At 49.8% G+C, this 21,693-nt stretch carries 8 protein-coding genes; 6 read left to right on the top strand and 2 right to left on the bottom strand.

What is annotated here, in order from left to right; translation table 11 throughout:
- Positions 1–12 precede the first annotated feature (12 nt).
- Complete coding sequence (locus AC1DCV_RS19590; RefSeq protein WP_477024736.1) at positions 13–396, top strand: nuclear transport factor 2 family protein; 384 nt, start codon at positions 13–15, stop codon at positions 394–396.
- A 90-nt stretch (positions 397–486) separates the two neighbouring features.
- Here the strand turns inward: AC1DCV_RS19590 and AC1DCV_RS19595 are convergent, their stop codons facing one another.
- Positions 487–933 carry a YybH family protein gene (locus tag AC1DCV_RS19595; protein ID WP_477024737.1) on the bottom strand — a complete coding sequence of 149 codons (447 nt, stop codon included), beginning with the start codon at positions 931–933 and terminating at the stop codon, positions 487–489.
- Between the two features lie 304 nt (positions 934–1,237).
- Here AC1DCV_RS19595 and AC1DCV_RS19600 point away from each other — a divergent pair, with 304 nt between their 5' ends.
- The 5 genes from AC1DCV_RS19600 to AC1DCV_RS19620 are packed head-to-tail and all read left to right on the top strand — an operon-like array spanning position 1,238 to position 17,863.
- Positions 1,238–2,767 (top strand): hypothetical protein, encoded by a 1,530-nt coding sequence (locus AC1DCV_RS19600; protein WP_477024738.1) that lies wholly within the window; start codon positions 1,238–1,240, stop codon positions 2,765–2,767.
- A 9-nt stretch (positions 2,768–2,776) separates the two neighbouring features.
- Entirely contained in the window at positions 2,777–6,112 is a 3,336-nt protein-coding gene (locus AC1DCV_RS19605; RefSeq protein ID WP_477024739.1) for a hypothetical protein, read from the top strand.
- Between the two features lie 3 nt (positions 6,113–6,115).
- Entirely contained in the window at positions 6,116–7,237 is a 1,122-nt protein-coding gene (locus AC1DCV_RS19610) for an HNH endonuclease (RefSeq protein ID WP_477024740.1), read from the top strand.
- 10 nt (positions 7,238–7,247) lie between these two features.
- Positions 7,248–8,105, top strand: a complete 858-nt coding sequence (locus tag AC1DCV_RS19615) for a hypothetical protein (RefSeq protein ID WP_477024741.1) — start codon at positions 7,248–7,250, stop codon at positions 8,103–8,105.
- Between the two features lie 14 nt (positions 8,106–8,119).
- Positions 8,120–17,863, top strand: a complete 9,744-nt coding sequence (locus AC1DCV_RS19620) for a LysM peptidoglycan-binding domain-containing protein (RefSeq protein ID WP_477024742.1) — start codon at positions 8,120–8,122, stop codon at positions 17,861–17,863.
- On the opposite strand, the gene AC1DCV_RS19625 is transcribed toward AC1DCV_RS19620, so the two are convergent.
- Entirely contained in the window at positions 17,813–21,691 is a 3,879-nt protein-coding gene (locus tag AC1DCV_RS19625) for a glycosyltransferase (RefSeq protein ID WP_477024743.1), read from the bottom strand. The genes AC1DCV_RS19620 and AC1DCV_RS19625 overlap by 51 nt on opposite strands.
- Positions 21,692–21,693: the final 2 nt, after the last annotated feature.

Below are 21,693 nucleotides of genomic sequence, written 5' to 3' on the forward strand. Positions count from 1 at the left end.
CTGATTCGGTATATGGAAGAAGCACAAATACGCGAAGCCCTGAATACGCACTGGCGCGCATCGGCAGCTGGCGATGTAAACGCCGAACATGATATTTATGATGATGAGGTTACCTGTGATTATCCCCAGTCAGGAGAGCGAATCCTTGGACGATATAATTTGCAGGCGTTGCGGAGTCATCATCCCGGTAAGCCTTCCGGCTTCCATGTCAGGCGGATTGTTGGTGCCGGTGATCTCTGGATTACAGAATATACTATCAACTACCAGGGGCAATCAGCATTCACCGTGAGTATTATGGAATTCCGCAACGGGAAGGTTGTACACGAAACGCAATATTTCGCAGATCCTTTCGGGGCCCCAGCCTGGCGAAGTCAATGGGTTCAATCAGGCACTTAGTGCGTAATCGAAATTCAACTAAAAAAAGCCACATAAATAGCGTGATTTATGCGGCTTTTGATGGTGATATATAATAGAGGGATGATAGTATTATTTCTTTCCCAGCTTAAGTAACCAACTGGCAAATCTTCCGATTTTTTTTACCCTGCAATTGTGAAAAGCAGTAAGCTGCCAGTCGCCCGAAGCATTTCTAACCCACACCGTTGTGTTAATGGATTGGCGGCTTTCCGGGGCCTGTTTCTGCCAGCGAAAACGGATGGCCCCTGTGGCAATTACAATAGCTGTTGTTTCATTTAAAAAACGTACCTGTTTAATTTCCCCTTCCAGTTTTGCACCTCTGAACATAAAATTATTCATCAGTTCTTCATGTACCCGTACGTATTCCTCTCTGCCTTTCAGATGTGTTCCATTAAAGGTGATATAGTCGCAGTCTTCAGTCAGATAGCGGCTTGCGGCGCTGAAATCCAATGTATCAAAGGAGTTACAAATTTCAAGGTTGGCCCTGTGTATGGCCTCGATGCTGGCTTGGTTGTCCATGGTTTATTTTTTAATCTGAAACAAAGTTAGCAGGCCAACTTTTCGTTTGACAGTGCATTTAGGTGAGTTTCCATCTGGCACCGGTAAAAACGGGGTTATTGCCGGTAATGCATTATTGCTTGTCATCATCAGCCACCTCAAAAAAGCGTTCACCTGATAAAAACAGCAGTTCACAACCACCTTTACTTACAAGACATATTTCCAGGTTAGATAAATTAGAATTTGCTTAACTTAACTTGTATAAAATTGATTTATCTATCCCTCAAGGATAAATTAACTACCTCATGAAACCCTCATTTTATCTATGACACTACCATTAACAGATCCCACGGGCATTACAGGCCCGACAGGCCCCACAGGGCCACAAGGTCCCACGGGCCCACAGGGAGTTACCGGCATACAAGGTGAACCTGGCAAACAGGGATATCAAGGTCCTACTGGAATTATGGGTGTTACCGGACCGCTTGGCGCCACTGGCGTGCAGGGAGCCACGGGCATTCAGGGCGTTACCGGCGTACAGGGCGTTACCGGTTATCCTGGCAATACCTGGAGTTATGCCATCATGAATGGACTGACCGGACCGGAAGGACCACGGGGCCTCACCGGTGTACAAGGCGCAACCGGTGTGCAAGGTATGACCGGTGTGGGTGCTACAGGTGTACAAGGCTTCACCGGTATCCAGGGAGTTACGGGCGTACAGGGCATGACAGGTATTCAGGGTATGACCGGTACAGGTGCTACCGGAGTAGACGGTGCCACCGGCCCACAAGGCTTCACTGGTGTACAGGGAGTTACGGGCGTACAGGGTATGACAGGTGTTCAGGGTATGACCGGTGTAGGTGCTACCGGAGTAGATGGCGCCACCGGCCCACAGGGCTTCACTGGTGTACAGGGTACAACAGGCTTAAACGGGGCAACAGGCGCACAAGGTACCACCGGTGTAGGTGCTACCGGAGTAGATGGCGCCACCGGCCCGCAGGGCTTCACCGGTCTACAGGGAGTAACAGGGTTAAACGGCGCAACAGGCGCACAGGGCTTCACTGGCGTACAAGGTGCAACGGGTTTAAACGGTACAGGTGCAACCGGCCCACAAGGCTTTACCGGTGTACAAGGTACTACCGGATTAAACGGCGCAACAGGTGCACAAGGTTTCACAGGTGTACAAGGTGCTACCGGATTAAGCCTCCCTGGCAGCACCGGCCCACAAGGCTTCACCGGCTTACAGGGTATAACCGGACTACGCGGCCCTACCGGACCTTCAGGAGGTGGTAGCGGCAACTTTACACTGGGAGATCTGGCAGAAGAACAATATGCCCGCGACCTCATGCTCTACAGAGTATCCTATAGCATCCTATGGATGGGGGCCTGGCGTTACCAGGTCCATACCATCCTGGTAAAAGGCGTACCTCACTTCCTCAAACGTGGTATCCTGGATACAGATGCCTCTACGAACGTGCAGTTCATGAACAGGTACCAGAGCTTCGATTATTACATCTATCAACTGCTTATTAAATACTATACCTGCCTGAAGACACCCGGCTGCCAGCCAGGTAACCTTCCATCCCTTATTACCGTCTTCGATCAGTTTTACAAACTACGAACGATACCACTCCATGAGGATCCTGCTGCGCTCAGCAACCTCAATGAGGCCATGGGTGGACCAGGAAAGATGGATACATTCCTACCGGGGAAGATCGGCGATCCTTTTCCTACTGTTGATCCTGCGTACACAATGGACTCCTCGTTTATGGATGCCCTCGCGGCAAACATTCTCCGGAAAGGACAAGACTCGCCTGTCATGCAACTGTTGAAGTTATTCTTTGTTAGTCGTTAATTTCATAACATGTACACCCCCTTTCAGCCAGACAGCAACCTGTATCTTCCTGACCCAATTCCGGATCAGATCAGTTGTTGCTATTTCCTGCCCGGCACAGAGAAGCCGGCGCAGCTTTCCCTGGAAGACAGCTGGAGTAAATACAAAGGATATTACATCTTTCTGTATAACCCTATCGACCATACGAAAACAGATCTGCTGACGGCACTGGAAAAACAGTTGTCAGCAACCACTGTTCTCAAACAACCGGCCCATACAGGTGCTGCCTGGTGGATGAACACGGATCAGAACTCCGGTCTGCAAAGTGTACTCCAGGCAAAGATGACGGACAATGGCATCCTGGTGCAGGAAGAAGTACAACTGGGCTTCGGCACTTACCAGTTTCCCCTTTTCCGTGATGCGCCGCTCCTGCTCAATGCCGATGGCCATCTTCAGGCCGGATACCCCAATGTAACCGGCGCGCAAACTACCGCTGTTGAAAAAAGTATGTCCATTGCCGTTAGTGGTGATATGGCCGGCGTACTTACCGGTCAGGTAATGATCAACGACTTCTCTTCTGCCGAATATACCGGCTGGTCCGCCGGCTTCCGGTACAGCATGACAGACATGGATACCGGCAACCTGTGCAGCCAGTACTATCCGCTGTTTGCGCCCACGCAAACGACCTACTGGCAGTTTAATGTACATTGGGACCCACTCCATCCGCTGGACGATTCCCGCTCCTATCTTACATTCACCGGCATATCCTTCGGACTGGAAAAAATTGCAGGCACGGACGACCGTTTCCAGATTGTTTCAGGGGGTGATGGCACTATGTCGTCTTATCTGCGTACGATATACGGGCTGCCCATTTCCCTGCAACCTGTTACCACCGGCCCTTCAACGGCACAACTTGTGTTTCAGACATATGCCGATCCGGCAACACCCACCGCTTATTACCTGGCACCCAAAGGAGCATTTACCCTCGGCGTACAACAGGAAAGTGCCGCTGCCTGTCAGCTATTACCAGGACTTGCCGGCACAGAAGCTATTTCCTTTACCTCCGGTGATCAGATCATTTTTTATCCGGGTAACGCAGCTTATGCCAGCGCAGGACTTAGCAGTGAAGAACTGGATACCACCTACACTGTATCCTGGGCCTTTATTAAAGCAACCGGCAATAATGCACCGGTGATATACGCTGCAGCACCTACCGTAGCCAGCTTATATCAATCATCTGACACAGCTGGTTTGCTGGATGCTTTCTATAATACCACTGCACAGTTGCCTGCTGAAGGTACTGCTGCCCTCAGCTTCCCGCTGGCGCCATATGCAGGCCTAGGTGCCTCAAAAGGAACGCCTTTTCCTCCCGACAAGATTGCTCCTTTTGAAACCAAACTAATAGCCCCTGCACGAAAAAAACAGATGGATACAATGCCGCTTCCGAGGCTATCCCCTGCGGATGCACCTTCTGTTGTAACCACCACCCCGCAAGGGTTATTGGCTACCGTTGCAGGTTTAGACTGGCAGGAAGTGCTGCTGGCACATAACACGGAAATACCTACGGACCTGCGGTTCGTAAACCTGCCGGCACCGCTGCGGAATGCATTACAGACAAATAATCTTTTCCTTGTTATCTCTGACAATAAAAATATTGGCACCTTTGATAACGCACTTTCCATAGAAGGCTGGCAGTTTAATATCAACATACCGGCGCGCAATCCCGCAAATGATCCGGACCAGCGAAATATCCTGATCATGAAATTCCGCCCCGGCGCACTGTTTGACCTGATCGCTGATCTTACCGCCTGGACAGATCCCATATCATTCAACTATGACAATAACCAGTTGCAGGGCACGCAAACCTGGTTACTCAATTACTGTATTGATGCTCAGTCGCAACAAGACGAACCGCAGTACGCCAATTTCCTGAACATCATACAAGACCCTCAATGGTATGGCATCCTGGCGCTGAAGGTAGACATCAACCTGGGCAACTTCCCGAAAGATCTCCGTGGGCTGCTGGGCGCTATGGACCTGAAACGCTTTTATGCACACCATGTAGGTGTACAGGTAAATTTTGTTACACAGGATGCCCAAAACCTGGACAAACCCATTGCGATAAAACGCAGTAATATGTTCGGGCTGATCAACTATACAGATCCTTCCTATAAACGGGTACAACAAAGCAGCGGCAATAACGGCAACGGCAATACGCAAATGATCAGTGATACCAACAACAGTATGCAGGATGCCACATACAGCTATAAGGTGCTCTTTCTCCAGATTATTTTTGCCAATACCATCATCACTAATTTCGACAGCAAACTGGAACTCACGGCCCGTAAGTGGTTTGAAGAAGCCGCATCACTGAATCCACCTGGCACCAAGACAGATGATACACCGCCTCCTGCCAACTACTCCATGATCTTTGATGGCCATTATGAAAACCATGACGGCCACCGGACCTATACTTTCCTTACCCGCAAGGGGCTCTCCTATCAGTATTTCCTGAGCAGTGCAGTATTGAATTATACGGACTTCATAAAAGCACAGTTTCAGACGGTAAACTCCGTCCCTGAAAAAGCCGTTCCCACCACGGAACTGGTGACTTCCAAGTTCACTTTCTATGGTTATCTCAATTTCCGTGACCTGGAAAATTTTGATTGCTTTTCTTTCGGCGCGCCCAAAGGACAGGAACTCGTACCTGCGCGGGGGTTATACTTCTCTAATCTTGCATTGGATGTAAGTTTCAAACTGGATACGAAGCAGAACACCACCAGTGGCTTATCTATCTCCCCAAACATCTCCAATACTGCTTTTGATCAATCGCTCAGTACCGTGCGCGACAAAAGTTTTGCCGCCGCATTCCCGATAAGTCCGAACGACATCCTGCAAGGCAGCGGGGATAATACGCCCAAGAAGCTGAACTACCTGCAGGTAGTGCCTCCGGTTAATTTCACCACCGGCGGTTTGCAGGACACCTGGTACGCTGTCAACTTCGACGTGCATTGGGGCGGACCCGGCGCGCTGGCAAGTGAAACAGGCTTCATACCACAGCTGCTGCTGGCATGGAGTCCTGGCGCTGACGCAGTTAATGTAGGTATCTTCCTGCGGCTGCCCGGCTCCGGTGGTGGCAATACCTTCAGCATCCAGAATGTGCTGAAGTTGTCTGCCGGACCTTTCCAGCTGAAGAAGGTGGTGCATGACGGCGATAAAGTGAGTTATAATTTATTTCTGATAAACCTCTCTCTGAGTTTGTTTGGCCTGAAGCTGCCGCCTGCGGGGAATGTAAACCTCGTATTGCTCGGTGATCAGGAACAACCCGGCTCCCTGGGATGGTATGGTGCATATATAAACTTATAAACAATGAGACCTGTTTCTTTTGATCCTAATCCAGATTACGGTATACCTAAGTATATGCGAACCAACACGCAGGCTATCCGTAATGGACTTGCCGTTAACGGTATCAAGCCCGCTGTTGGAAAAAGTTCTTACCTCACGCAACGGGTGCTTGCCCTGCTCCAAACGCTCACATTTTCTAATGATGGTGAAGACAATTGGACGAATTTAAGTCAGGTGAACCAGGGCCTGGTTATTTCCCTGATTAATTACTTCAGTAAGAATGATGGCGTAAACTATGGAAATGCGCGTGGTTCATTGATTCAAAACTACGGACAGTACTGTAATTACTGTGGTATGAATGTACAGGATTCTTCCCTGGCAGTGGAACACCGGCTTCCTAAAGCAGAATTTCCTGGATTGATGCTGGAGTATAAGAACTTCTTCCTGGCATGCCCTATGTGTAACTCCTACAAGGGCTCAAAGCCAGCTTTTACCACCTGTAAAAACTGGGCTATACAGAAACAGGGAATTCCAGCCCCCAACATGGTACAGGTGGGCGATGGCGGATACAACAGCCAGGTCTGGCCAAATCGTCCAACAGCCTACACCGGGTTTACCCCTGTCCTGTATAACGAAACCACTGATGCCGCGGTGCCGCTGCAATATGCACTCAACATCAATAATGATGTAGCAAATACCGACAACAATACCGTACAGGCTATACTCCCGGGATATCAAAACGGACAGGAAGTAACAGTGTCTGTCAGGTTCGAATCTGTTAGCGGCGGGATACCGGGGCAACGGGAAGACAATTTTATCAACATTGTCAACCTTAATTTCACGGAGGCGGATAATTATTCAGACAGGCGCGTTACCAACAGAACTGTTGCGTGGATGAATGCGCTGCTGACCATGTACAGGCTTCAGGGTTTTCAGCCTGGCTCAAATGAATACGACTACATGGTTAAACAAATTATTTCCACCGCACAGGCGGCTGGTTACTACAGCATCTGGGCATATGTTTTTTATCAGAAATCCCCTCCCACCGTACAGGATTCAGTATATACCATGTTCAAAATAAATACAGCAAATCCTGCACTTCCGCAAGCCTATTTTCCAGGCACCGATATTAACAATATGCCTTAAAATAAAATCCATGAGACCAGTCAATAAAATATCTCCTCCTATACAGCAATTACAACAGCGAAGCGGTACTGTAAAACCGGGTACTGTTACAAATGCATTGATAGATACCATCGGCAATTATTGCTCCTTTTGTGAAATGCAGCTGAGCGGCTATCATGTGGAACACCTGCGATATTATGCTGCCTGGCCAGAAAGCGTGGACATATCCATGTGGGAGGATCTGTTGCTGATCTGCAACGACTGCCGGAACAACATCCGCGTACCAGCCCTCAACAAACTCAGTGCCGATGCCCTGCTGTGGCCCGACAGGGATCTCTCCTTCAACCTGTATAATAGTCCCCTGCACTATGAATTGCGCCCGGTAAAATATGTGGTCGTTAATGCAGATGGTGATCGGATACTGGAAAAGAATATGGAACTGGTATTTGTGGTGGCCAATCCCGCGGCTGCAGAAACGTTGTACGAAAAAGCTTTCAACACCATCCACCATTTCCAGCTGAATATGAAACTGGAATATTACGATGCTGCCACCAATGAACTACGTATACCCGAGACCGTACATCTTCAACATGCCGACAACCGGATGTTCAAACGTACAGAGGCATGGCATAAAGCCATGCATGCGCTGGAGGGGTTACGGGGCATGGACAGTATACCCGATAAATCAGAAAATCACTCCTTACTCCGACAGATGCTGGTAGACCAGATTGCCATGACAGCCTGGTATTCCGGTAATTGGTCCGTGTGGATGACCGTACTGCACCAGCAAACAAATGACACGGCACTTACCCAATCTGTATTACTGAGTACCGCCCATCCTTTCCCGGGAACGAGAAATGAAAACAACCGTTTATTCACGGCAGAATAAACAGCCTCAACACCATGAAGACAAACATAGCTATAGCACCGGTGGCTAATCCACGGATTCAGCAGTTGCAGCAGAAAATCACCTCTCTGCAGGCGTTTAGCGAGGCATCCATTGAGTCCCCCGATATTATCAAACTGCTGAAGCAGCTGATAAAGACAGATAATATCCCGCTCACCAGCACTACATTCAGTAACCCAAACGACAACGCGCTGCAGGTAACTGCTACTGCTACCCTGTTTAGTCTGCAGATAAAAATCAACACGGTTTTTACAGTAGATGACAGCAGTAAGCTGTCCATGACGATGAACAGCTATGCGGATCTGTCCATGACATTGAGCGCCATATACGAAGCGGGACTGGTACCTGCGAGCAAGACACCGGGCCTCGTGCCTGCAGTTCCCATCGATGGACTCTCTTTTGTATTCGATTCCGCTGCAGGCGCTTTCACCCTCACAGGCACCGGGGAAAAATGGTCCTTCCTCGGTTATACAGATCTTTACGTAGATGCACCTACACTTCGTGTAGTCAATACCGTAGGCAAGGAAGGCAGTGCATACCAGTGTATCGCCGGCGGTTCACTGGTCAACTCCAAGGGTACCGTAAACGTAGCCATAGAAATAGGCCTGCCGATAGGCGTCAGCGGCTGGTATCTCTCCCTGCCAAAACCTACTCCGCTGAGCAACGGCGTGGCTATCCTGGATGAACTGACCGGCATCTCCATATCAGGTATCCTGCCGGAACAGTTTATATCTGTGCTGGAAAAAATTGAACTGGATGCATTTTATATCGGATTTGATCCGCAAACCAAATCCCTCAGCGTGGTGCAGGTAATGGTTAGTTCAAAAGCTCCCTGGGAGATTGTAAAAGACAAACTCAGGATTGAAGAAGGCATCACCTTAACGTTGACGGGCCAACGATATAAAGCAACAGATCCACTCGCCTTTTCGGGCAGCATCAAAGGCACCGCCGCCGTTAATTATGCCAACCCGGATGAGAAAGTACAGGCATCTGCCACCATTCCCATCCCACTCACAGATGATTGGGATATTACACTGGCGAACGATAAAGAACCACTGGGCATCGGAAAACTGATTGCCATTGTTCCCGGTGTAAAAGGGTTCTTACCGAAAGGGCTATACGAAAAACTAAATGAAATCGTATTGGAATACCTGACCATACGCTTCAGGTTTCAAAACGGTTTCTCTTTTACCAAAGTAGCATTTGCCATCCATTCCGCTAACGAATGGACACTGCCTATGCTGCAACAGGCCATTTACCTGGACAAAAATTTCCGGCTTGCCCTGGACATACCTTTACCCTACACGGCTGAAGGCACCAGCGGCGAGCTCGCAGGCGTACTACAGCTGGACGATGGCAATGTATCCATTCCAGTGAGACTGGCTAAAACACCGGAACAAACCAATTGGGTACTGAACGTTACCAGTGAAGAAATTCCGCTGCCTTCTATCAGCTCCCTTAGCGGTATCCTGGGCAACAATGCACTTACTTCAGCATCTCCTCCAGGCCTGATGCAAATTGGTGATTTTGTCATCAGTGATCTTGACCTTTCCTGGCAGTTCGGAGAAGTATCTAAACTACTCTGGTTTGCTTTTACCATAGCATCCACACCAGGCTCTCCCGCCTGGAACCTGGTACCAGGATACTTTGAGCTGACGGACCTGCTGGTGAGTCTCGCCATTAACAATACTTCTGTCAGCGAAAAAGATATTTCCGGTAATATAGAAGCTACTGTTACCTGGATACTCAATAAAGCAACAGAAAAGAAACTGGTGCTGGGCATGTCCGCCACCAAGCCTTCTTCCAACGATCCCTGGAAATTTGCAGGTACATTGGAAGAAGAACTGGATCTGAAAGAACTCCTGCTGGCACTGCATATGCCGCAGTCTGTAGTAGACATTCTTCCCGGCCTGAAGATCACGCAGTTTGATCTTTCCATTGAACCGTCTTCCGGTTCCTTCTCCGTTGCTATGGCCATTGCGCCTACCAATACCTGGACCATCCTCACCATTGGCGGCATGAACCTGCAGATGGATAATATAGGTTTTTCTGTAGAGAAGTATGATGAATACCTGGATATGGCGGCCAACGGGTCGTTTAATTTCGGGACCGATAGCCGCAAAGTAATCATCGCGCTGGCTGCTGCTTATAGCCAAAAAAACTGGAGCTTCTCCGGCAGCCTTGATAATACGGGCGCTGACGGCATTACCGTCAATGAAATACTGGCCAAATATATTCCGGGTATTGAAGACAAAAGTATTCCGCAGGTAAAAATCAGCCAGATTGATGTGGCCATGGTGAAAGGCACTACAGAAACTAATACCCCCTACAATACACTCGACTTCACGCTTGCCGGCAGTCTTACGCTATTCGACAAACTGACCTTTAATGCCAGTGTAGATGTCCAATATGATTCCAGGATATCTGCCAGTCCATATAACGGTACCAAAGTACAGGGTACTGTACTTTTCGGAGGCCTTACCTTTGACGCAGTAGCCACTTATAACAACGGCGCTTTCAGTCAATTCAGCTTCCTCCTGACCTTCAAAAACATTATCGCCAAAGCGGATGTCACCAACAACGAAAAGGAACTCCGATTTGAATTCGGTCTGCAATCCACTAATCCTAATCAACCGCTGTCGCTGGGCGATGTGATCTCCAGCCTCGTGGAAGCCGCTACGGGAGAGGTAGCAGTCATTCCATCGCCATGGAATTTTATCAACAATATTCCTGTTAACAACATCAATTTTGTTTTCCAGCAGGATAAAGTCACCAATCAAAAAACAATAGGACTGGTGTGGCCGGCCAACATCAACCTGGTATTTATAAACATCCAGGAACTGAGCCTGCTCTATTCTCCTGACCCTGGCACCAATAACGGTCCGGTGATGTTCAAAGTCACCAAAGGGACTTTCCTGGGTATGCCTATTGATCAGTTGCAGCCGGCGCAACGCCCGGACTGGGACCTGCGCGATCCCGCACAGGCACCGGCTGTTCCGGGATTCGGCAACAGCACCTTCAAGTTGCAGTTCCTGGGAATCGGTAACCAGGTCGGCATTATTCAACCTAAACCCCCTACCTCTGTATCACAGGCTATTACCAACCTCGCCGATGCATTCAAGGAAGACGGCAGCAGCGGTAAACTTCCGCCATCCCTGTATTTTGATAAGAACAACAGCATACTGTTTGGCGCGAAGTTCCTGATCGTGGAATACATACAATTCAACATCGTATTTTATGACCCGGTAATGTATGGTATATCCATTGGCGTTACAGATGGTAAATTCAAGAACCTTTACTTCGAAATTCTCTACAAAAAAATAAACGACAACGTTGGTGTATATCAGATAGACCTGGTACTTCCTGACTTTGTCCGTCAGCAGCAGTTTGGTGCCGTATCCGTTACATTGCCTGCGATCACACTTTCTATCTATACCAACGGCGATTTTATTATAGATATGGGCTTTCCGAAGAACGGCGACTTCTCCCGCTCATTCGGACTGGAGCTGTCTATATTCACCGGCTCGGGAGGATTCTATTTCGGTAAACTCAGTAATGATACCGCTACCATGCTTCCCAAAGCAGACGGGCAATTCAATCCGGTTATCATCTTCGGTATAGGCATCCGCGCCGGCATCGGCAAAAGTATTAACAAAGGCATTCTGAAAGCGGAGCTGAGTCTTACTATCCAGGTAATACTGGAAGGCATTCTGGCCTGGTACAAAGCCAATCCTACTGCAGTTGTAAAGGCATCGCAGGAAGAGCTGTACTATCGTATACAGGCACAAGCTGCGTTGGTTGGAAGGATTTACGGAGAGATAGATTTCGCTATCATCAGCGCCACCCTGGAAGTCATGGTGCGCATTGCTGCCCAGCTGGTGCTGGAAGCATACCGGCAATCACTGGTTACCTTCACCGCAGAAGTATATGCCGCAGTTAAAGTGCGCATCAACCTCGGCCTGTTCAGCATCAGTATCAGCTGCTCTTTCCGCACTACCATTTCAGACAGCTTTACCATCGGCTCCAATGGCACAGCGCCATGGGACTCCGGAAAGATGCTGGATCGCAGCGCTTACTTCACACCGCTGGATATGATAAGAGATATAGACATTCCAAAAATGGATTGGGTAGCGCCGATGACCTACCCGAAAGAAAAACTCAACCTGCTGTTCATACCGCAGCTATCTGTAAAATACAGCGACAGTGAAGCATCAGGCAAAGTACCAGTGGGCATATCGCTGCTGTATATTGCCAATCAGCCTAAATCAGCCAGTAATACAGATTTCACCGTATTAAGCCGTGCTTTCCTTGCGTGGGTATTCAATGCCTATTTCAGCGCCAAACCCGAACGGGAACTGAATATCCTGGACCAACCGGTGGCCATCGATGATGTCAATGCTATCTTCGCCTACTTCTCACAGGAGCAATTTTCCAACGGAAGCGCTGATGCCATCAACCTGGAAGATATGTATGAGCATTTCTTCCCGCAGGCATTTAAAGAAGTAGCTATCACCACCCAGCAAGCGAATCAGTCATCCACCTTCAGTGAAACAGACCTGGAGGTAGGATACTTCCCAATGATTCCTTTCCTTGAAATGACTGTGAGCGGGCAGCCCAAGGTGAAATTCAGTGAAATGGGCGCCTGCGATCCGGCATACCTGCAATATATCAAACAGTACTTCACCGATATGCAGGTGCAGGCTAAAGCGCGTAATGCGCAAGCGCTTGTGAGAGAAGATGATATTGTTACCATGGCAGAATTCCTGTTTAGCGACTATTTCACCATGATGGCAAAATCAGCACTGCAGGATGTCATTAACGGATTCAAACAAACTACACTGCATGTGGCCACAGGTGATACTTTGGCGATGATCGCAAAACGTTATCGGCATTATGGCGTTACCGCGGAAGAATTGGCATTCTCCAACCGTCATCAACCTCTGTATGCCGGCGCTAAAGTACGTATCCCCGGCTTCAGACATCGCCTGCGCGATAATGAGCAGCTGGCAGATTTGCTGAAAGTGCTACCCGGTGCAGACAATGTAAGTGTGACCGCGCAGGGTATGGTAGACGTGCCATCGTTCGTTTACAGTATACCGGAAACGGATACGCATACACTCTGGACAGTAGCAGGCAGGTATAATATACCATTCCATACCTTCCTCAGCCACAACATTGATCAACCGGGCCTCTTCCGCACAGGAACGGGACTGCTGCATGCTTTTGTGGCGACAAAAACAGTAAAGGAAATACTGGATGAATTACAGGTGGGACCACAGTTTAGTCTTTCCAACCTGGGAGGCACTGTATCGCGGTTTTTCCTGCATGGCCTGCGCATTCCCAAAGCTATTAATGATAAGTCACGTATAGGGTTATACGAAGCTTCCTGGCAGCAGTTTAACCTGACAGCCCCCGTGCTGGGTCAGACCGTAAAGCTGGAACCAGATAAGGCGCGCCTCTGGCTGAACCTCGGCATTACAGGCTCGCTGCTATTTGAATTCAACCAGGCGATGTCAGATGCTGCAACAGCGCTTCTGAAATCGCAATGGGTACCCGGCATTACGCTGGATGCACAACCCGATGTACGCCGTTACCGCCTGCACCCCAAAACATTTGCACTGCCTAACAGCTTCACCTGGCAAAATCCGAACGCACAGCAGCGCGCCAATACTTCCGGCGACAGCTACATCTGGATGTTCCCCGCACAGCTGCAACAATATCTCAGCGTGCATCCCGGTATTCCTTACCAAATGCTTATACAGTCTGCCAGCACCGCTTTCAGCCTGGAAAATGAAACGTCATTGAAGCCACTGTTTTGGAGTACATCCGTTACCGTTAGCATCCGCCAGGTACCTGTAGCAGCCATGCCCGGCAGTTACCTGGATAATGTATATGTAGTGGAAGGATGCGGAGAAGCCGATGGTCAGCTACTGCAACAACTGTTGTTAGCGACCACCCCTCCCATCGTCAACCTGGACATTCTCTTTACCGACAACACTGCAAAAAACAACGATGGTGAACCGGTAAATGGCCTTGTATCGAATGCACTCAGTAAGTATAAGACCTTCCTGTTACAAACCAACTTCTCCACCGTTTCCAACCCGGGTCTGCTTGCCACAACGCAAACAGCAGCCGCCGCAGGTAACCTGTTGGGCATGGATGCCCCCACCTTCCTGCGCTTCCTGTGGGAATGCTCTATCGTACGCTCGGGCGGTTATTATCTGCACTATACCAATGCTACCGGTGGTGGATTGCCAGGATATATTTTTGATGAAGAAGGTAAGGGTAACATCACCATACTTGTATCTTACAATATCCCGGCAGACAGTGCCAGCAGCGGATTTATTCTTCCGAAATATGTGAACAGCGTAGTAATAGATACTAAAACAGATCCTGCACAGGATTCTGTTTATGCAGGCATCGCTCTCACCAAAGCACAAGCGGATACTTTTGATCCGGTACTGCAAACTATACAGGCTACCATTCTGCCGGGAACAGGCATGTTCAAAGGGCAGCGGGCCAATCCGGCCACACTGCGCGCCAACAGCCTGGCTGATAGCGCTGACCAGCAACTCAGTGAATTATTCCAACTGATGGAATACCGTATTGACGCTACTTCCGGCGTATTCCGCCAAACAGATTATGCACTGCCCGCCGGTCCGCTGGATCAGAAAGATGATGTAAAGAACGCCGTAGGCGCCGTATCCATACAGCCGGATAATGATACCATCTGGAATTACGGCGGCGTATTACCCATCTACCCCTTTGCGGAACCAGTATCCGCAAACGGCAGGCAGACGGACCCCTACGGGGCCAATGGCAAAATAGCTACCATCCGTTTCAACTTCCTGGATGTATTTGGCAACACGCTCATTAAGGACGATACCGGGAAGATACAGCAGCAGATCACACCTGGTTATACAGATCCGGTGATCGGGATAGATCAGTGGATTAACATCGCCAGGAATTATAGTATCGCCATTGATACCACTACAAAGAAACCAACACTGAATATACACCTGGTGCTGGGTGCGGACCGGTATAAAGATGCGAAGCAGCCCTTTGCCCTCGCACAACAGGACCTGAAGCGGTATCGTCAGATAGCTTATCAGCTTGCACAACCCGGCATAGCGGTAAATGTAACCACCAGCCTGGGCACGCTGGAAGCCCCGGCTACAACAGCATTGGCCGCGTTGCAGGAATATGTTACCCAGATCATTGGTTTCCTGGAAATGATTAACGGGATACCTATCAACGACCTGCAGCCGGTAAAAACCGTCTTAAGCTACGGTATCGACCCTACGAAACTGAATGCGGCATTTATTTTCCACCTGACGGTAGCCATCAGCATAGAACGTACCCTATACATCGATCCTCAGTTTACGCAGGAACCAGGCATCCGCAGAGCTGATACCACTATTGCACCGGACCTCTACGATGGAAAAGAAAGTGATACCACCGCCCTGAGCATCTTTGCCAAAGCACTGGAACTGGCATTGCCGGTGATGAAAGTAGCGGTTGGACAGTCGGGCAGTATTGCACCCGGCGCTGCGGAAGACGCAGCAGAAGAGGCAGCAGAAAATTCCACCGGCAAAGAAATATGGCTGCTAAGGTTTGCCCGCGGCACCATGCCTGGCATCAGTTACCAGGTAAACCCGACCCCGGTTTATTTTGCGATCGCGCCGCTTTCCACCTCGCTGATTTCCAGGCCCAGTACAGACATCAACAGACCAGTACCCATTCGCACGTACACCCCCGGAACCTTCCTCGGTAACGCAACGGCGGAAAATAAATCCTATGCCGGTATTGATATTGAAGTGCTGGCCAGAACATTTGTAGATGCAGCAGATAATTTCCTTTCCCCTGCGGCCTCAGCTACCGCATGGATAGTAGAACAATCAGGTACGGCAACGTTCCTGAAAACACCGTTCCGGGTAATTGAACAATCCAAACGGGCCATTGCCGCGGCCGTGGCAGACAATCAGCTCACCAATATCCTGAAAAACGGCAGTACACAACAACTCGCGGTAGCCAGGGAAGCGACGAAACAACAACTGCTTACGCTACTGGGTAACATGTACCGCACCGATGCTATTGTGCAGACCGAGGTTACCGTTCAGCAAGGGTTCACATCTCCCCCACCTAATCTCTATGGCAACCTGGTATTTGCCTCCAAAGATATTCCGCAGAATGCGTACAGCTTCTCTCCAGTGAAGATTCCTTTACCGGCCGGTAAAGATGCTGGTGGTCAGAGTAACATCACTACCCTGTTCTCCGTACGTCCGGAAGGCGGCACAGGCGCCAACCAGAGCGTAGATCTTATCGATGCATTCCAGGCAGGGCTGAACTTTCAGCTGACCGCACTCGAACACAATTTCGGTACGCCTATCAACGGCTATACGCCCTCATCCTGGCTGACACTTGCTATTCCGTTGTTGCAAACCGGCGCGGATAATACGGCACTTATCCAGGCAGATATTCCCATTCCGCTGAAAGCCTATCCTACCGCACCTTCGCTGGTGGTGCAAACCGGTACAGCCACCCCGCCACCGGAGTCGGAAAATAATGCGCGCGAAGCCCTGGAAGCCGCGTTACAATGGGACTACACGTTTAGCTACAATTACGTCATTGCCCGCCAGGACCTGATTTACCTGGAAATCAGATTAAATGTAGTGGATAACAACGATGACGTGGATCTCAGCGCCACACCACCGGACCTGTTCGAAGCCCTCCTGCAGTTCAGCGTAGCCTACGAACCCATCATGTCGGACATTACCGCCAACAACGAAAACAGCCTGATAGCGCTGCAATCGTACGCATGGATGGTGAAACAGGTAGCTGATGCATGGCCTGCCTGGTTCAAAAAAAATCAGGACGACAGCAATCTGCTGAAACCCAAAACGCTGAAATATATTATCACAGAATACGAAGACAAAAATACCGGCAACCTGCTGATCAGTGTGCGGCCCGCAGAACCGGTACTGGTGGAGAAAATAATCCCGCTGATTACCATCGATGGCTATACAACGAAACCATATGCGTACGATGGAGAAACACAGATTTACGCCTTCGTGCAGGTGACCAACGATGCAGAAACACCGTTATCTTATGCTGGCAGGAAACAATACAGCGAACGTGGTGTGACCATTCAGCGGAACAATGTGCTGATAGATGAAAATGCCTGGGCAGGTGTGGCGATTCACCGCAACGAAGTACTCGCTGGCCAGCCTACCAACGAAGCATTCCGCTACATTACACCATACATCCGGTTTGCGGGCCCCTGCTATCCGAACCTTAACAGTCAGACTGCTATCAATATTGCGGAGTTCACCCCGGATGCTTCCTCCCTGCAGAAGGTGAAACTGCAAACTTTGCTGGACAACTTCTTCGAGGTATTGTTTAAAGCGGCGCCAGACAGGGAGATCATGTTGCAGCTCCAGGCTGGCTACAGCTTTACCTTGCAGACCAGCCCTGATGCCCCTGCAATGCTGGGACCTACCTTGCCTATTGTGTTGGCGACACCTGCCAGCGTGAATGGCAAGAACATCGTCACATTCACAGCGCCGTTTGCCAATGCCATTACAGGATGGTTCAAAAACAACCAGGTGGCAGGAAAAGAGACCACCGGCAAAGTAAGCATGGTGCTGTCCTTATTTGCCGCCACCAACGGCGACATGCACCACCCGCTGTTAACACTGGACGGCTTGTACCTCCCTACCAGCATAGTGGATTTCAGCTGAGTGATTAAAAAGATGTATCCACTGACGGGCAATGGAAGACCATGACTGTTGTATTGCCCATGCTTCGGCACGGTCCAGCAGCATGGTTTTCCGGAGGGTATCCCGCTGAATAGCGGTTATTACGGCTATAACATGTTCATCAAATCCTGCATCACCGGGGCTTACTTCCAGGAAAATACCTCTGTCTGCAACTGTAGACAACAGCCCCGCCAATGGCGTGCATATACACAAAGTACGTGCGGCCTGGGCTTCCAGGGCCGTGATGCAGAATGTTTCTGTAAAGCTGGTAGGATACAACCAGATGTCACTTTCCAGGAATGCTGCTGCCAATGTTTGTTGATCCACACGGCCATGATAAAATACCCCCGTTTGTTGCATGCCTGATCTGATTTCATCACGCAATGCCAGTTGAGCCGCATTACCCATGTGCTCCAGGCTTTTCTCCCAGTTATCAAAACCATAATAAATATGCAGGGTAGCATCCGGCAACACTTGTCGTATAGCCGGGAACAAGCGCAATAGCCTGTCCAGCGACCGGTCAGGGCTGGAAGAATAAATAAATCTGTCCGGCGTTTTTTCCCGCGTTTGCCGGAAGCGGGACACATCGATGCCATTGCCGATAATAAATATTTTCTCTGGAGAGATCTGGTAGTAGTTAGCCACCAACTCGCGGTGCCAGGGACTCAGGCAGCATATGCCGTCAAGAGAGGGAAGCTGATGCTGTAATGTGGCGGCGTCATTTCCTCCCGGCATCGCAATCACATCATGAAGCCAGAAGTATTTTTTACGGGCACGCACACGATATTGAAGTGTGGATAGATAACGGGAGACGATCAGTATCTCCATAAAATTACGATCAGCAAAATATTGGAATGTCTCCAGCGGAATATATTCTACTCCGTCTATAATACCGGATTTTCCTTCACAGGCACAGCACACCACCACTCTGTATCCCTCCGATACAAATGCGGCAGCCAGCGCAGCTACTGCTGTTTCGGAACCACCAATGCCGCATTCCAGTATGGTGTGGGCATTCCAGTTTTCATAAGCCCATCCGGCGTGTATGCATAACAGTGGTGCGCGATACTTATGCCGATACAACTGATGTGTAGCATCTTTTTCTGCCGGGTGTTCCGTTACATAGGGGATAGTGCTGGTTCCTCCGAAATGAAACACGAAGCTGTTTTCATTGACAACAGACGTGTAGCCCAGCGCCGAGGCACGCCGGCAGAGATCTACATCTTCACAGCCATTGTTAAATCCATCGTCCAGCAGGCCCACCTGTTCCATCAGCGATCTGCCGGTAAGGGTGCAGAAAAACGGTACCCAGTCCCGGTAATAATGCCGCGGCTGCACGCCCGGCTTATAGCTCCAGATAGCCGAAGGGTCAACACCAGCCTCCGGTTGCGCACGATGCACAATCTGTTCATTATGCAGCATATTCGTACCAGCGCCCAACCGCACTGACTTTATTTCCAGGCGATAGTCGTGCAGGAAACCTTCATCACAGTTGGACAAAGGATTACTGAAGCCAGCGCCCTGACGAATATCTTCCAGCAACGGTTGCAGCCAGCCATCGGACACAATCACATCGTCGTTCATCATGCAGATGTATGGCGCACTGCTATGGGCTATACCAAGATTAATAGCTGCTGCATAGTTGAGCGAGCCGGCCGGGATAACCCTTACTTCCTGCGGCAGCGACAGCGGATGCGTGCCGCTATGCACCACTATGATATGGAAAGGTATATTTGTACAGGCCAGTATACTGTTGATGCAGTGATACAGGTGCGGGGTGTCGTAGATCGTTGGAATGATAATATCTACCGCGGACTGTTGGTAGGTTTCAGGAGATATTGTCCGCCACCATTTCAATGCAATATTGACGGGCCTGAATGACATGGCCGTATGATGGCCATACTCCCGGAGTTGCAGCCTTCGCAACGGATCCTGTAAGTGGCTGATAGCAGCCTGCCATGCCGCCGTTGTATCTGCAATAAAACCGTTCACACCGTGGCGGATGATGCGCGTATACGCATCCAGCGGAGCGGCAACCACGGGCAGTCCCATGGCCATGGCAGTAGTTACCTTGTTATTGGACTTGCAGGGCTGTGCTGCTACATCCTGCGGAGCAATCACAAACTCGCATTGCGCCAGGTGATACTGCCAAGTATCGGTGGTCCAGTATTTATCGTAACCGGTACCGTTGTGTATCGTCACCAGGCGGCATCCCTGCTGTTCCAGCAAAGGGCGCAGTGCCTCTGCATGGCGGGCATTCTCCGGCATGCCAAACCATCCGGCCGTCAGCATACGGGAAGGAGATACCTGGTGTTGATGTGTCACTTTTTCCACCGCATCTTCAATCACTACTACTGCCTGGTTCCAGGGAGCCAACCGTTCTGCCAGGGCATGGGAGCAACAGATCACCGTGTCCGCCAGTTGTATCATGGGCAGATAGTACGGAAAATCGGCCGTATGCGCCAGGAGATCTTCTGTAACGTCCAGGAATATACGTTTTCCCAGTTGTTTCATCTGTAGCATCACCTCATACTCTTCTTCTGCAAAAGACTTAAAAAAAATGAGGTGACTATATCTCTGTAATACCAGCGGGGAATCCGTCATAATGTTATCCACTCCCAGGCGTTGTAACTCCGCATGTACCTGCAATGCACGGATACGATAGGAAGGGAACTGCGGAGAAACGGATTCCCCGTACCAGGCAACACTATTTTGTTTTGTCAGTTGCCGGGCCAGGTACTCACGATTATAGAGAAGTCCGGTGTCATGCTGTTTGACCGTCAGTGCTTTTTCATTGTATTCCCAGGCGGATTCATATTGCCGTAGTTGATCGTAGCAAAGCACGAGGTAAACGCAGGGTCTCAGCAGATACACTTCCCTGCTTACAGGACTGAGTACCGGAGGCAGTTCCCGCAGGCATTGCCGGAACCAGTAAATGGCTTCATCGTAATGTTTTTCCAGATAGGCCAGTTCCCCCATCACAAAAAAAGGTTCGGCCCACCGTTCATCCAGCGCAATGGCTTTCCGCGCATATTCCCTTGCCGTATATGCGTAAGCGTTATCAGCAGTACTGAGGAAAGCGTAGCATTGTGCGATGCGGAAAGTAGCCATCATGCGTTCTTCCTGCCAGCCATCCGGAAATAAGAGGAAGTGGCTGAAAGCAGAAATAGCTTCCGCCCAGCGGTGATGGTCGTGTAGCTCGCGGCCAAGGTAATACCATATCCTGGGGTCAGACCGGTATTCATCCAGAAGAACAGCCTGTTGCAGTATGGCAAGGTTGCGGCCCTGGTCCGCAGCAGCACCATCGGCTGTTCTGGCATGGCGGATAACGATCTGTTCATAGGAAGCGGTTCTACCCAAGGTACCATCAATCACTTCATGCACGGGATATTTCCAGCGGAAGGTGCCGTCGTTTCTGACAATACGCTCACGGAACAACGTGCAGACAGATTCCCCGTATTCATCCTGGGCGTAGTCATAAGGCAGAAAATAAACATCCGCGGAGAGCCGTTCTTTCAGGGCCAATAGCAGCTGCAGTTGGTCCGGTGCTATCAGGTCGTCCGCATCCAGCCAGAGGATATAGTCGCATGTAGCCTGCGCAAAAGCATAGTTGCGTGCGGCGGCAAAATCCTGTTGCCAGATATACGGCAACACACGGAGTGTGTATTTATAACAGGCGGCAACGGTATTATCAGTAGAACCGGTATCTACAATAATGATTTCATCAACGAGCGGGTATACGGCGGCCAGGCAGCGATCAATTACTTCTTCTTCATTGCGGACAATCATGCAGAGGGATAGCGTGGGCATGC

Source organism: Chitinophaga sp. 10T418 (assembly GCF_056394125.1).

Coding starts and splice junctions, on each gene's coding strand:
- AC1DCV_RS19590 (WP_477024736.1), top strand. CDS start 13: ATGGAAGAAGCACAAATACGCGAAGCCCTGAATACGCACTGGCGCGCA.
- AC1DCV_RS19595 (WP_477024737.1), bottom strand. CDS start 933: ATGGACAACCAAGCCAGCATCGAGGCCATACACAGGGCCAACCTTGAA.
- AC1DCV_RS19600 (WP_477024738.1), top strand. CDS start 1,238: ATGACACTACCATTAACAGATCCCACGGGCATTACAGGCCCGACAGGC.
- AC1DCV_RS19605 (WP_477024739.1), top strand. CDS start 2,777: ATGTACACCCCCTTTCAGCCAGACAGCAACCTGTATCTTCCTGACCCA.
- AC1DCV_RS19610 (WP_477024740.1), top strand. CDS start 6,116: ATGAGACCTGTTTCTTTTGATCCTAATCCAGATTACGGTATACCTAAG.
- AC1DCV_RS19615 (WP_477024741.1), top strand. CDS start 7,248: ATGAGACCAGTCAATAAAATATCTCCTCCTATACAGCAATTACAACAG.
- AC1DCV_RS19620 (WP_477024742.1), top strand. CDS start 8,120: ATGAAGACAAACATAGCTATAGCACCGGTGGCTAATCCACGGATTCAG.
- AC1DCV_RS19625 (WP_477024743.1), bottom strand. CDS start 21,691: ATGCCCACGCTATCCCTCTGCATGATTGTCCGCAATGAAGAAGAAGTA.